The following is a 14022-nucleotide window of genomic DNA, read 5'->3' as shown; positions in this document are numbered from 1 at the left end:
ACCGGATATGCCCGGTGCCAGTCATATTCTGCTGCAAAATAAAGGTGACAGTGTGCAATTTAGAAAGATAAAAATTCAGGAATGAGGATTCAAAATGCAGCTTATTTAAGCGGCGGGCACGTAGACCCGCGCACAACTAAATGTAAGGGCAGATTGATGTGTTGCGCTGGTTGGTCGGGGTTATCAATGCGTGCAAGTAAAAGTTCTGCGGCGCGTTCGCCAATTAAATCAACGTTACTAGCTACTGTTGTTAATGCGGGCTCCCAAAGAGTGCATTCGGCAACATCATCATTACCGGTGATGGAAAAGTCACGCCCTGCTTCCAGCCCGTGGCGCCGCAACCCCAGCATTACGCCAAACGCAATTGCATCGTTGGCGCAAGCAGCAGCAGTGGGAGGATTTGGCAGTGCCAGCGCGTGCTCAATCATGTTTACACCTACGCTGCGATTTAACGGACCTTCAATTTCAAGCGTGGCATCACGTTTAATACCATGCTTTTTGAGTGCTTGCCGATAGCCTTCAAGGCGTTGGCCGCCTACCCAGGTTTTTCGAGAACCACCCAGTAGTGCGATGCGTGTGTGCCCTAATTCAATTAAATGTTCTACCGCTAAGCGCATGCCGGCGCGATGGTCGTAACCGGCATAGTCAAGGCCAGAGCCGGGCAAGTTACGCGATACTAAAACACAGGGTAGATTCGCGCGTTTTAATTGTGTCATTAGTTGTTTGGCGTCGGTTGCATGAGCTGGGCAAATGAGTAAGCCATCCACATTGTGCTCGCGCATTTTTTCGATGAAGCGTGTTTGTCTAACAACATCTTCGCGTACATCGGAAAGTAATACGGTTCGGTCAAGCTCGTTAAGTGCGCGCTCCATGGATGACGTTAGCCCAGAAAAATACGGGTTAGCTAAATCATTAATAGACATGGCAATTACACCGCTGCGCTGCGAGCGCATGGAGGCTGCACTGCGATTATAGACGTAGCCTAAATTTTCAATAACCGCGAGAATTTTTTCGCGGGTTTTTTTTGCGACTAACGGACTATCCCGCAAGACCAACGAAACCGTAGAGATAGAAACCTCGGCGGCGGCGGCAATATCGTGAATAGTGATAGTGGATTTAGGATGGTTCATGCGCGGTGTCGATGCCTCATGCAATAACTTTCATACTGAGTGAAAATCGCTCAGAACAATTTAGATTTATTTTACGCGGGCGACTGTATGAGTAACTACCCAGCATTACGTTTTGGTGTCATAGGTGTAGATCACCGGCACATTTATGATCAAGTGCGAAGTTTAATTGAGATTGGTGCTGAATGTGTAGCTTATTGGACATCTACAGCTACGGCTGTTGAAGCTGGATTCAATACTCGCTTTCCTAATATTCCGCGCGTGGCTGATAGACAACAACTTTTGAATGACCCCGGTATTGCACTTATTGTTTGTGCTGCCATGCCCTGTGACCGAGCGGAGTTAGGTATAGAGGCGATGTTGCACGGCAAAGATTTTTTGACTGATAAGCCTGGTGTTACGACCGTTGCGCAATTAGAACACGTTAAAAAAGTACAACAGCAAACAGATAAGATTTTCTCTGTGAATTTTTCTGAACGTTTTGAAGTTCGCGCAGTTACCAAGGCAACTGAATTGGTGCGCGCTGGTGCTATTGGCAAGGTCTTGCAAACGATTGGTTTGGGTCCGCATCGATTAAATCGCCAAACCCGTCCCGCATGGTTTTTTGATCCCGCGTGCTATGGCGGTATTTTGGTAGATATTGCATCGCATCAGATCGATCAATTCTTACATTTTACCGGCGCTCCTGATGCAAATATTTTAATGTCGCGCTATGGAAACCTGGCGCATCCAGATGACCCCGGCTTGCAGGATTTTGGTGAGATTTTACTTTCGCACGGCGGTGCTAGTGGTTACATCCGCGTTGATTGGTTCACCCCGGATGGATTAGATGCGTGGGGCGATGGACGCCTGACTATTTTAGGCACCGAAGGTTACATAGAGTTGCGAAAGTATATTGATATAGCAGGCCGCCCAGGCAAAGACCATTTATTTTTAGTTAATAATGAGGGTGCGCAATATATTGATTGTGCCAATGAGCCTTTGCCTTACTACACAAATATATATCAGGATATTTTTGAACGGACTGAAACCGCAATGACCCATAAACATTGTTTTAAAGTGTGTGAGCTAGCCTTGGCTGCGCAGTCAGTTGCGCAACGTATTGAAAGTGAGCGCTGAGTCTATGACGAAAAATAATTATCCCACGATTGGTTTTGGTCTTATAGGTGTGGGCATGATTGCCGACTACCACGCACAAGCTATCAAAGGTTTGGCTAGCACACACAATATTCGTTTGGTTGGTGTGACGGGATCATCGCAAACGCGAAATCAAGATTTTGCGTTGCGTCATGATGTGCCGTTTCATACCACCCACATAGATACTCTCTTGGCGCGCGATGATATTCAGGTGGTGTGCATTGCTACTCCCAGTGGTGCGCATTTGGAGCCCGCGCTCAAGGCAATTGCTGCGGGTAAACACATTATTGTTGAGAAGCCTTTAGAAATAACGCTTGAGCGTGCCGATGCCATGATCGCAGCTGCAAAAATTGCGGGGAGTAAAATTTGCGCCATTTCTCAAGCTCGATTCACACCGGGCGCGCAAGCGTTAAAAAATGCAATAGAGCACGGGCGCTTTGGCCGACTGGCGCTTTGCAGTGCATATGTTAAGTGGCATCGCACTGCTGCTTATTATCAAGGTTGGAAAGGCACCTTGGCGCTCGATGGTGGTGGCGCGGTAATAAATCAAGCTATACACGCGCTTGATTTATTGACGTGGCTAGCCGGTGTTCCCACAGAGGTTTTTGCAAGAACAACGCGCTGTGTTCATCTGGGTATTGAGGCTGAAGATACCGCTTGTGCCAATTTTAAATTCGCCAATGGTGCGCTAGGTGTTTTAGAGGCCACTACCGCTGCGTATCCCGGTTGGGAGCGGCGTATAGAAATTTGCGGCGAATTTGGTTCTGCTGCGATTGAAGATGATCGAATTGTGCGTTGGGATTTTATGACCCCGCAACCAGAAGATGATGCTTTGCGCAGCCTTAGCATAAGCGTCGGTGCATCGGGTGCAGGCTCCCCTACTGACATTAATTTCTTAGGGCACCAATTGCATATTGCCGAAATGGTGAGTGCGATACGTACGGGTTCGCCGCTAACGATTGAAGCACACGAAGCGCGTAACACGGTGGCATGTGTGCGCGCTATTTATGATTCCGCACATCTCAATTCGCCGGTGACTGTGGCAGTCAAATAAATTTCAAGAGAATAATAACGATGACATTACATCCAGCAGGCACCCCGGAATCAAAGCACGGGTGGTGGAGGTTGTTAGACCGCAATCAGTGGGCCGTATTTATCGTCGCCTCCATGGCCTGGTTAATTGATTGTTTTGATCAGCAAATCTTTAACCTTGCGCGCGATGGTGCAATGGAAGATTTATTAGGCAAACAGTTAGCGACAGAATACGCACCCTATACCACCTCGGTTTTTTTAGTGGGCTGGGCGGTGGGTGGTTTAATTCTCGGCTCTTTGGGTGACCGCTTTGGCCGCGTACGCATGTTACTCATCGCGATTTTAATGTATGCGTTGTGCACGGGTTTAAGTGCATTTTCTACCGGTTTTTTGGATTTTTGTTTCTATCGCTTTATTACCGGTGTGGGCGTTGGTGGCGTGTTTGGTTTGGCCGTTGCACTAGTGTCTGATTCAACGCCGCAAATGGCTCGCCCGCAAGCGCTCGGCACGCTGCAATCGCTTTCTACTCTGGGCAATATTTCTGCGGGTTTAACCGGTATGGCGGTTGGCATTTACGCGCTTCATCAAGCCTTACCTTTAAACCTTAAGGTATGGCAAACGCTCTTTATTATTGGAGCTTTCCCTGCTTTATTGCTCATACCTTTTTTGTGGCGTATGAAAGAACCGGCTAAATGGGTAGCTGCAAAAAAAGCAGGCGAACAAAAAGGCATTAAGTTTGGTTCCTACAGCAATTTATTTAAACATCCAGTATGGAGAAAACACGCGTGGTTAGGGCTGTTACTGTGCAGTGCAGGCATTATTGGCTTGTGGGGAATTGGTAATTTCCACCCCAAAATTATTCGTTCAATTGTGGATACACATTTGGCAACGGCCGGGCTCAGCGCAGACGCCCTCGCCAGCGAAAAAGCCTACTGGAGCTCAATAGGTTTAATGTTGCAAAATGTTGGCGGATTCTTTGGCATGTTAGCACTGGCCAAGGTGGCACAAATCTACGGACGACGTTTAGCATTTGCTTTAGCCCTCACACTTTCTTTTCTCGCGACCCTAATGGTTTTTAAATGTTTGCGTGAGATCGATCAAATTTATTGGATGCTACCCCTAATGGGCTTTGGTCAATATTCTGTATTCAGTGTCTATGCGATTTATTTACCAGAATTATTTCCCACCAGTTTACGCAGCACGGGCATTAGTTTTTGCTACAACTTGGGCCGATTGTTGGCAGCATCAGCGCCGTTCACGCTAGGCCAGATTACACGTAATTTGGGTGGCGATATCGAAGCCTTTCGCACGAGTGGTATGGCGGTAAGTTTTATTTTGTTGCTGGGGATATTTGTACTGCCATTTTTACCTGAAACTAAAGACAAGCTTTTACCTGAAGACTAATTTTTTATCGGTTAAATAAAAAATAGGAACTCCCATGCGTCGCTTTCTCTATCTGGCCGCCCTGCTCGGCTCACTGATTTCAACCCACACGCTCGCCAAAAAATCCGATCTGACCGGTGATCCTAACCTCTGGATGAACGTTACGTCCTTCGGCGAAGTCCATCTCCTAGGTAACGAGCTGCACCTACTCTCGACCGGCAATTGGTTCTACCTGACTAAAAAACGGTATGCCGATTTTGAGCTGACTCTTGAGGTTAATGTTCCTAAACTTGAGGAGTACGTAAATTCCGGCGTTATGTTTCGCGGGCAGATCGCTTATCAGAAAGATATTGAAAGTTATCAGGCATACGGCTATCAGGCCGAGGTAGACCCTTCAAGCCGGCGCTGGAGTGGCGGCCTTTACGAACAAGCCACCGAGCGTCAGTGGCTGTTCCCTTTGCATCCGGAGCGCTCTGCGCCGGGCGAACATTTCAAGCAGAACCATTCTCCCGAATGGGGCCCGGCGAAAGCCGGGGCTTTCCGAGTCGGAGATTGGAATCGCTATCGTATTCGTGCAGTGGGCCCGGAGATCAAAATCTGGGTAAACGATGTGCTGATAACTCATGTGACCGACACTCGCTTCACCGAGGGGCACATCGGCATACAACACCATGGCAGCAAAGCATTTGCCGAGAACCGTAGTGCCGCCAACACTGTCAAGTTCCGCAATATCACTATCGAAGAGTTGTAATCCATGTGATTCTTCCGTGCACCCCAAATTGTGCTGGCGCTGCTCTGCGCTAACTTCGCCTCCGGTTGAGTAAAGGATAGGCCGAACCTGATTTTAAAGGGGATTGTGATTACCCGTGATTTTGGAGTTGATTAAAACGCCCCAAAATCAAATGTTCATTCGGCCAAATCTTTAAAGGTAATATGGCTTTTAGGAGTTTCACGTTTCAGCGGAAATATGTAATGAAATTTCACAATACATCGGACAACTACCTAGAATTAATTTGGAAACTGTCCCTCAAATCTGTTCTATTCCCACCTTGATAATTTCAAATGAAACTGGAATCCACAAAAAAGGCCAACCCCAAATGGAGTTGGCCTTTTTTGTTGCGCAGACAAAGCTTATTTCACAAGTTTACCGTGCATGTCCACAGTTGTTGCTGCCAAGTGCACAGTCACACTGGTTGCTTTAGCATCAGTTGCATCCGACGCAAGGATTACCTTGTAATCGCCTTCGGCAATTTTCCAGGTTTTAGATGCGCTGTCATACATACCTAACAAACGTGGATCAACAGTCACGCTAGCTTTGGTGCTCGCACCTGGTTTCAAATCCACTTTTTGGAAGCCACCCAAACGTTTGGGCGATTCCCATTTAGCAGATACCGGTGCTACATAAACTTGCGCTACTTCTTTACCTGCAACAGCGCCGGTGTTTTTCACCGAGAAACTTGCGTTAACCAAACCATTCTTCACTTCAGCTTTCAAATCACCCAAGCTGAACTCGCTGTAAGACAAACCGAAGCCGAATGGGAACAATGGCTTGTGGCCTTTCAAATCAAACCACTTGTAGCCAACTGCCGCACCTTCCGAGTAATTCACAGTAATGCGTGCGTCTTTAACTTCTGGATAACCATCCAAAACAGGACGTGGCAATTGTGATTCTGATGCAGGGAAAGTCGCTGGCAAGTGACCAGACGGGTTCACCTCACCAAACAGAACACGACCAATAGCTTCGCCACCATTGGTACCTGGGTACCAAGCTTCAAGCACAGAACCTACGTTAGCCAACCAGGGCATGGTTACCGGACCACCGGTTTGCAATACCACTACAGTCTTAGCATTTGCTTTGGCAACCGCTGCGACCAAATCATCCTGCGCATCTGGCAGTGATAAATTAGGTACATCAACCGATTCTGCAGTCCATTGATTTGCAAAAACCAATACTACATCAGCGTCTGCCGCCAATTTAGCTGCAGCAGCAAGGTCGGTACCATCGTTGTAAGAAACTTTCGCTTCTGGTGCGCGAGCTTGGATTGCCTTCAATGGTGATGAGGGATAGAACAACATTGGGCCTGGGAAGAATTGCGGACCACCACGGAAAGCAGCACCGCCGACTGGATAAACCTGTGAAGAACCGCCCCCGGATAAAACACCAACATCTGCATGAGAGCCAATGATGGCGATTTTTTTCAAGGACTTGTTAAGCGGCAAAAGTTTGCTGTCGTTTTTCAACAATACGATGCTTTCTTCCGCATCCTTTTGCGAAACCAAACCGTTAGCTTTGAAGTTGATAGATTTAACGTTCGGTGACGCAGGGTTATCCACCAATCCAAACTCAAACATGGGGTGCAAAACGCGGCGTACCATATCGTCCAAACGCGCTTCGGTTACCCAGCCATTTTGTACCGCCTCTTTCAACGCAGCGCCATAATATTCAGATACATCGAACGGAATACCTGACTGTTGATCCAAGCCATTATTAGCTGCAGGTACTGTACTGTGGGTTGCGCCCCAGTCAGACATTACCCAACCTTTGAAACCCCAATCCTGTTTTAAAACTTCGTTTAACAAGTAATTGCTTTCACAGGCATAAACACCGTTAACACGGTTGTATGAACACATCACTGAACCTGGATTACCCTCTTCTTTTGCAATTTGCAAAGCGAGCAGATCAGACATTCTTGCAGAGGCGTCATCAATTTTTGCATCGAGTGAGAAACGGTTCGTTTCCTGATTGTTTAACGCATAGTGTTTTAAGGTAGACACTACATGGTTAGATTGAATACCCGCGATTTGCGCACCTACAATCTTGCCGCCTAACAATGGATCTTCACCGGCATATTCAAAGTTACGACCATTGCGTGGCTCACGCATAATGTTCACGCCACCAGCCAACTGCACGTTAAAACCGAAAGCGCGCGATTCAGAACCAATCATGGCGCCGCCTGCGTAAGCGGTTTTTAAATTCCAGGTTGCAGCCGTAGCAATACCCGATGGCAAAGCAGTAGCTTCGCGCACATTGGGGCCGCCCTGACTAGCAACACCAACACCCGCGTCAGCCTCCCACAAATGAGGAATCCCTAAACGAGGAATACCATAAACAAAACCGGCAGATTGCGCGTAGGATTCGACTGGACGTTTAAAGTTTTTCCAGGGTGCATCAGTACCAAAATAACCAAAGACCAATTTGAGTTTTTCATCCATGGTCATTTGCTTCAAAACCAAATCAGCACGTTGTTCCGGCGCAAGCTTTTTATTCATCCACGCCTTTGGAGCTTCAGCAGCATAGGAAGATGCAGTGGATGCAATAGCAACGGCCATTGCCAGGACGCTGATTTTTTTCTGGAATCCCATAATTATTTCCTCAAAGAGTTTGAGTGACTATTAGAAAAAGGGTGAGATGGAACAACATAGGACTTCAGGCGAGCAGAAAGCCACTAATCACATTGTCTGTAATCATAGCTCGTGAAAAAAAATCGGCTGGAATTTTTAACCAATTTTTACGTGAAACTGCATAATAAATAACCCCCACCCTATGCGAAGGTTATTTAGTAAACGATTTTTACTTCTTTAAAACTGTTTTGATGTTGTAAACATTACTAATGTCACGATTGAAAGCTGTTAAATCATCTTTATAAAACGCACGGAAATCTTCCAAAGTACCGTTTTTAAGATTTTCATCACTTGGATAAGGAACCCAATAGTGCGGATGACCATTACCATCGCCGTTGGGAGAATTTCGCCAGGTCAACAGGAAGGCAATACGACGCGCGTCTTTATCGGCTTTCAAACCGCCAATTAATTTGCGATACCAATGCTTGTCAATTTTACCTGCACCTATATCCGGTGCCTGAATACCAATTTCAGAAATTACTGGAACCTTTCCGCGAGCATCAGCCATACGAACAATCATTGCCGTGTTATCGACAACTGTTTTAAACCAGCTATCAATTTTTGAATCAAGAAATCCGTAACTGTCGAAACCCATAACATCAACCCAATCATCCCCCGGGTAACGCTCTAAATAATCAGACTCTTTTGGGTTCCAAAATTCATTGGGTGAATAGGCATACAAGAAATTGGTCACACCTTTTTTATCGCGCAAATATTCAACGCTATAACGGTAAAGTTGTTGGTATTCCGCTGGAGTAGATTGCTCATTACCCCACCAAAACCATGCGCCGGTATTTTCGTGAAATAAACGCATCACAACGGGAATTAAATTGCCCTTATCGTCCTTTAAATTGTGTGCCCAATCAGCAAGCTGATCCAGGTAATTATTTAATACTTTATTGTAAGCACCGCCGGGCAATGCCTCTTTCACCGCTGGGCGCTTGTCCCATGATGTCCCGGTTGGCCATGCGCCTTTTTCACCATCTGTTTTAGGATTATTTAAATGCGCGCTGATCGTAATAATACCGCCGCGTGCATAGGCTTTTTTAATTTGCGGAACTACATCACCCTCTGGTCGTGGCGCTACTATTGAAAGCGAATCCCAACCATAAACTGCAGCAAAATCGCCCACTGCATTAAAAGTATCTGATTCAGTGCCGTCAGTTTTTTTAATTGTTAAACCTTGAGTGGTTTCGTGTTGATGGCCAAACATAATCGCTTTTTGGCGATTTGTTTTTAAAAATGCAAAGAGTGATCGCGTCTCAGGCGTTGCATTTTTGGTCACTATATTTATTTCAACCGGTGATGAGGATGCTGATTGTGCAGAAGTGGAGCTGGCTACTATTAAATTAAATACAGCAGCCAATAAAGTAACGCCAGATGTCGTAAAACATCTTAAAAAAAATGATTTTCTCATGGTTTCCTCTCGTTAATATGAAGGTCTTGAGAACGTCCGTTTATCTTCTATTTTTCCATGTAGCTTTTTCGTGACCGCTGCTGCAACGTTCGTTTTTGTTATCTAACCAGCAGTGTAACCGAATACATTGGAAAGCCAAAAGGCTTCCCAAGACCTAAACATAACTTTATTTACCAGGGACGATATCTGACACGAATACCCAAATCGAAAGACAAGCGAATTTCATCTGCACTTAACTCGCCAGGAAAGAAGCAACCCGAAATATGGGCTTGGCAAAAGCTGGCCCCTTCGAGGTTGGTGTTGCGGAAATCTATACCGCGCAAATCGGCACCGCGAAAATAGGCATCGCGTAAATCCAGCCCGTCGGCATCCAGCTCACGTAAATCCAAACCGCGAAAATCACCGCCACGCAATTGCCCCTGGGTTTCTTCCCCGGCAGCTTTACGTCGATTGAACTCGGCGACTTGTTCAGCACGCAATAAGTCATAGAGCGCATTGTGATGCACAACTGGCTTAGTCATAACAGCTCCTGTCGATTGGATTTGCCAACATAGATGATCAAATAACACGCGGCCCATTTCCCTTTGACTATAGCTCAGCGGCTTAAATTTGCGCAGTTTGGCGTCCAACAAATGAAATTTACCCCTAGTGCAATGGTAATTTAATTCGCCAAGCGGTAAACTTGTTCATCAGCTGCAAAATAGCAGTGGCGCCACATTACAATGAACTTACTCCGGTGAGCGCACCCTCGGTCAAATACCTCAATGCAATCAATATTCATCTGTCACATCTTGTGAATTCAGTATGAATGATGGCTTATGTTTCAACTAGCGATCATGCGTCTACGAGCGCCCAATCCAGCTGGGTTGAAAATGCCTTAATAACAAATTTCGGGCTAACATCCCTTGAAAAACCCGCTGAGGAATTGTGAGAATGAATTTTATTCATGACGATTTTTTACTCGATACTGAGCAAGCTAAAGAGCTGTACCACAACTACGCCAAGCAAATGCCCATTATCGACTACCACTGCCATTTGCCACCGGAGCAAGTGGGCGATAACAAACAATTCCGCAATTTGACCGAAGTCTGGTTGGCTGGCGACCATTACAAATGGCGCGCCATGCGCTCCAACGGCGTTGATGAACGCTACTGCACTGGCGATGCCAGCGATTACGAAAAATTCGAACAATGGTGCGCGACTGTTCCCTACACTTTGCGCAACCCACTCTACCATTGGACGCATTTGGAGTTGCGCAAACCTTTCGGTATTACCGACCGCTTGCTCGATAGCAGCAACGCAAAACGCACTTGGGATCAATGTAACGAATTACTTGCAACGCCAGAATTCAGCGCACGCGGTTTGATGACCCAAGCCAACGTAAAAATGGTTTGCACTACCGACGACCCAATTCACGATTTGGCTCACCACAAAAAAGTTGCTGCAGATTCTTCGTTCAAATCTGCAATGCTACCAACCTGGCGCCCTGATCGCGCCATGGCGGTTGAAAGCGCCGTTGCTTACAACAAGTATATCGATCGTTTAGCAGTGGTTGCCGATATCAACATCAGCACCTTTGATGATTTGATGGCTGCACTGAATAAGCGTCATGATTACTTCCATGAAAATGGTTGCCGTCTTTCAGACCACGGTTTGGAAACAGTTTATGCAGCGGATTACACCGAGGCAGAAATCAAAACTATTTTTGCCAAAATTCGTGGTGGTAATGAGCTGGACGCAACGGAAATTGAAAAATTCCAATCTGCCATGATGGTTGAGTTTGCATTTCAAGATCACGCCAAAGGTTGGGTACAACAATTTCATATTGGTGCGATTCGCAACAACAACCCTCGCCTATTCCGCACATTGGGCGCAGATACCGGTTTCGATTCTATTGGCGACCACAATTACGCAAAACCTTTGGCGAAGTTTTTAGGTCGTTTGGATAACGAAAACCGTTTAGCCAAAACCATTATTTACAATTTGAACCCACGCGATAACGAAATGATTGGCACCATGATTGGAAATTTCCAGGATGGTTCTTCTGCGGGCAAAATCCAATTCGGTAGCGGCTGGTGGTTCCTGGATCAAATGGAAGGTATGACTCGCCAAATTGAAGCGCTTAGTCAATTAGGTTTGTTGAGCCGTTTTGTGGGCATGTTGACCGATAGCCGTAGCTTCCTGAGTTATTCACGCCACGAATATTTCCGCCGCATTCTGTGCGGAATTTTTGGCCGCGATATGGCAAAAGGTTTGGTGCCTAACGATACCAAAATGGTTGGCAAAATGATTCAGGATATTAGCTTTAACAATGCGAAGAATTATTTTCCGTTTAAAGTTCCAGAGTAATGTTTCAGTCATTTAAAAAGTGATTTTTGTTAAGCAATTAAGCCCAGCAATGCTGGGCTTAATTTTTTGTAGTACGTAAACCCATGTATTAAATGTAAATTAATATTTATGAGGGAATCGTGATTATCGACTCACCACTCGCAACACTAAGCTTTGCCTTTTCTGTAACAGCGCCGATTTTTGTAATGCTGGTACTGGGTATTATTTTAAAACGCAAAGCGATGATTACTGATAACTTTATTAAAATCGCATCGCAGCTGGTGTATAACATTGGTTTGCCAGTGATGTTATTTACCACTTGTGCTACTGCGCATTTTGGTGAAATGGCTGATCGAAATGTATTGATAGCGTTTAGCGCAATGACAGCGATTGTGTTTGCAGGAAGCTTATTAACCGCGCATTGGCATTGCGAAGATCCACGTGATCAGGGTGTTTTTATCCAGGGTGCATTTCGCGGAAACCTTGTGATTTTAGGCCTGGCATTTTGTGCAAATGCTTATGGTGAACATGGATTAGCAATTGCAGCTTTACCAGTTGCTATGACAGTAGTTTTTTACAATGTACTTTCGGTTTACGTACTCAACCGCAGTTTGCATCCAGCCAACAGCTCACTCAAACCAACACTTATTGGTATTGCAAAAAATCCATTAATTATTGCGATTTTCCTTGGATTAATTATTAATGCTGTAGCCCTACCTTTACCCAAAGTTTTATTGGACAGCGGAAAATATTTAAGCCAAATGGTATTGCCGCTTGCATTAATTTGTATTGGTGGCGCTTTGGATATTTCACGTTTCCGCACTCTAGATTCCGCAACGCTTAGCGCCACTGCGTGGAAGTTATTTTTATCGCCAATTATTGCGTGCGCGATTGCCATTGTATTGGGTGTTCGCGGTGAAAGTCTTGCGATTCTATTTTTATTAGCAGCATCGCCAACAGCGACAATCAGTTTTGTCATGGTGCAAGCAATGAACGGAAATACAAAGTTGGCAGCCAATATTATTGTGCAAACAACATTGGGCTCTATGCTGACAGTGACGGCGGGATTATGGTTTTTACAAGCAGCTGGATTGATGTAGATTTATTTAAGATCTGATTTCATTTGCATCATTTGAATTAAAGATGCTTCAGCGCGAGAAAGTCCGCAGCGACGTGCAACTTCTTCTGCATCCAAACCCATTTTAAACAGCTGTGCCGCCTGCGAATATGGTTGGAAATCATCGTCGTTATAATAATCAATTTTCTGGTCCGATTTTTTCGGTTCTTCTTGCAGGCGTTTTTCCATTGCTAATAGACGCTGCCCCATACCGACTGAGCCGCTATTAGACATGGCTAAATCACGCGTAAGTTTTTGGATAAGACGCTCAGTATTTTCTTGCTGTGCGCGTGCAACTTTTAATGCTTTGATTGCAACAACCAATGCCACAAGACCGAGAAGGAGACTGACGATAAGCCCGATTTCAAGTGGCGTTAGTGGTAGCATGGGAATCTCTACAAAGTGTGGTTAGGAAACTTGGGTATTAATCATACCTGACCCAGGATTGCGAAATCAAAAAAGTTAAAACCCCGCAGAAGCGGGGTTTCAGAAGATAATTTTTTTGAGGTAGGACGATTATTAAACGTCTTCCAACTCGTTCCACTCTTCGCTAGTCAACAACTTGTTGAGTTCGATCAAAATCAACAGCTCGTTGTTTTTGTGGCAAACGCCCTGGATAAACTTGGCTGATTCCTCGTTACCCACATTCGGAGCCATTTCAATTTCTGATTGGCGCAAGTAAACCACTTCCGCAACGCTATCTACCAAAATACCAATTACATGGCGGTCGGTTTCAATAATCACGATACGAGTGTTGTCGGTAATATCGCCGCTAGGCAAATTAAAGCGGTGACGGGTATCAATTACGGTTACTACGTTACCGCGCAGATTAATAATCCCCAACACATAGGAAGGCGCGCCGGGAACGGGAGCAATTTCGGTATAACGCAGAACTTCTTGCACCTGCATTACGTTGATGCCATAGGTTTCGCCATCTAAACGAAAAGTAACCCACTGGAGGACTGGATCGTCAGTGCTTTTATTCTTTACTACATCATTAGCCATAAAAATTTCCTCAAGAGCGGTGCCCGCTTACAGGTGCAAAGTCCAAAATGTGGATAGTCGCTATAACTATAGCC

At 45.6% G+C, this 14022-nt stretch carries 12 protein-coding genes; 6 read left to right on the top strand and 6 right to left on the bottom strand.

Features of this window, described 5'->3' with window-relative positions:
* Positions 1 to 101: 101 nt before the first annotated feature.
* Positions 102 to 1130, bottom strand: a complete 1029-nt coding sequence (locus IE104_RS04850) for a LacI family DNA-binding transcriptional regulator (RefSeq protein WP_189416406.1) — start codon at positions 1128 to 1130, stop codon at positions 102 to 104.
* Between the two features lie 87 nt (positions 1131 to 1217).
* On the opposite strand from IE104_RS04850, the gene IE104_RS04845 reads away from it, so the two are divergent.
* From IE104_RS04845 to IE104_RS04830, 4 genes are read left to right on the top strand one after another with little or no spacing between them, the layout of a single operon-like run.
* Positions 1218 to 2246 carry a Gfo/Idh/MocA family protein gene (locus tag IE104_RS04845; protein WP_189416405.1) on the top strand — a complete coding sequence of 343 codons (1029 nt, stop codon included), beginning with the start codon at positions 1218 to 1220 and terminating at the stop codon, positions 2244 to 2246.
* 4 nt (positions 2247 to 2250) lie between these two features.
* Complete coding sequence (locus tag IE104_RS04840; RefSeq protein WP_189416404.1) at positions 2251 to 3318, top strand: Gfo/Idh/MocA family protein; 1068 nt, start codon at positions 2251 to 2253, stop codon at positions 3316 to 3318.
* Positions 3319 to 3338: 20 nt separating this feature from the next.
* Positions 3339 to 4700: an MFS transporter gene (locus IE104_RS04835; protein WP_189416403.1), complete on the top strand. Its 1362-nt coding sequence runs from the start codon at positions 3339 to 3341 to the stop codon at positions 4698 to 4700.
* A 34-nt stretch (positions 4701 to 4734) separates the two neighbouring features.
* Positions 4735 to 5430 (top strand): 3-keto-disaccharide hydrolase, encoded by a 696-nt coding sequence (locus IE104_RS04830; protein ID WP_189416402.1) that lies wholly within the window; start codon positions 4735 to 4737, stop codon positions 5428 to 5430.
* Positions 5431 to 5810: 380 nt separating this feature from the next.
* On the opposite strand, the gene IE104_RS04825 is transcribed toward IE104_RS04830, so the two are convergent.
* From IE104_RS04825 to IE104_RS04815, 3 genes are all read right to left on the bottom strand, one after another.
* A complete protein-coding gene (locus tag IE104_RS04825; protein ID WP_189416401.1) occupies positions 5811 to 8042 on the bottom strand; it encodes a glycoside hydrolase family 3 C-terminal domain-containing protein in 2232 nt (743 codons plus the stop codon).
* Between the two features lie 208 nt (positions 8043 to 8250).
* On the bottom strand, positions 8251 to 9498 hold the full coding sequence (locus tag IE104_RS04820; protein ID WP_189416400.1) for a glycosyl hydrolase: 1248 nt from the start codon (positions 9496 to 9498) through the stop codon (positions 8251 to 8253).
* A 170-nt stretch (positions 9499 to 9668) separates the two neighbouring features.
* Positions 9669 to 10019, bottom strand: coding sequence for a pentapeptide repeat-containing protein (locus IE104_RS04815; protein WP_189416399.1), 351 nt, complete (start codon positions 10017 to 10019; stop codon positions 9669 to 9671).
* Positions 10020 to 10431: 412 nt separating this feature from the next.
* Between IE104_RS04815 and uxaC the strand changes: the two genes are divergently transcribed.
* Together uxaC and IE104_RS04805 are read left to right on the top strand one after the other, a co-directional pair.
* Positions 10432 to 11847: a glucuronate isomerase gene (uxaC, locus tag IE104_RS04810; RefSeq protein ID WP_189416398.1), complete on the top strand. Its 1416-nt coding sequence runs from the start codon at positions 10432 to 10434 to the stop codon at positions 11845 to 11847.
* A gap of 119 nt (positions 11848 to 11966) precedes the next feature.
* The gene (locus tag IE104_RS04805) at positions 11967 to 12926 is read left to right on the top strand and encodes an AEC family transporter (protein WP_229837612.1); all 960 of its coding nucleotides are present in this window, start codon (positions 11967 to 11969) and stop codon (positions 12924 to 12926) included.
* A gap of 2 nt (positions 12927 to 12928) precedes the next feature.
* On the opposite strand, the gene IE104_RS04800 is transcribed toward IE104_RS04805, so the two are convergent.
* The gene (locus IE104_RS04800; protein WP_189416397.1) at positions 12929 to 13330 is read right to left on the bottom strand and encodes a DUF2802 domain-containing protein; all 402 of its coding nucleotides are present in this window, start codon (positions 13328 to 13330) and stop codon (positions 12929 to 12931) included.
* A 132-nt stretch (positions 13331 to 13462) separates the two neighbouring features.
* Entirely contained in the window at positions 13463 to 13948 is a 486-nt protein-coding gene (locus IE104_RS04795) for a chemotaxis protein CheW (RefSeq protein ID WP_189416396.1), read from the bottom strand.
* Positions 13949 to 14022 lie beyond the last annotated feature (74 nt).

The sequence above is a fragment of the Cellvibrio zantedeschiae genome, assembly GCF_014652535.1.
Classification (GTDB): domain Bacteria; phylum Pseudomonadota; class Gammaproteobacteria; order Pseudomonadales; family Cellvibrionaceae; genus Cellvibrio; species Cellvibrio zantedeschiae.
This window is presented reverse-complemented; position numbering and strand designations above follow the sequence as displayed.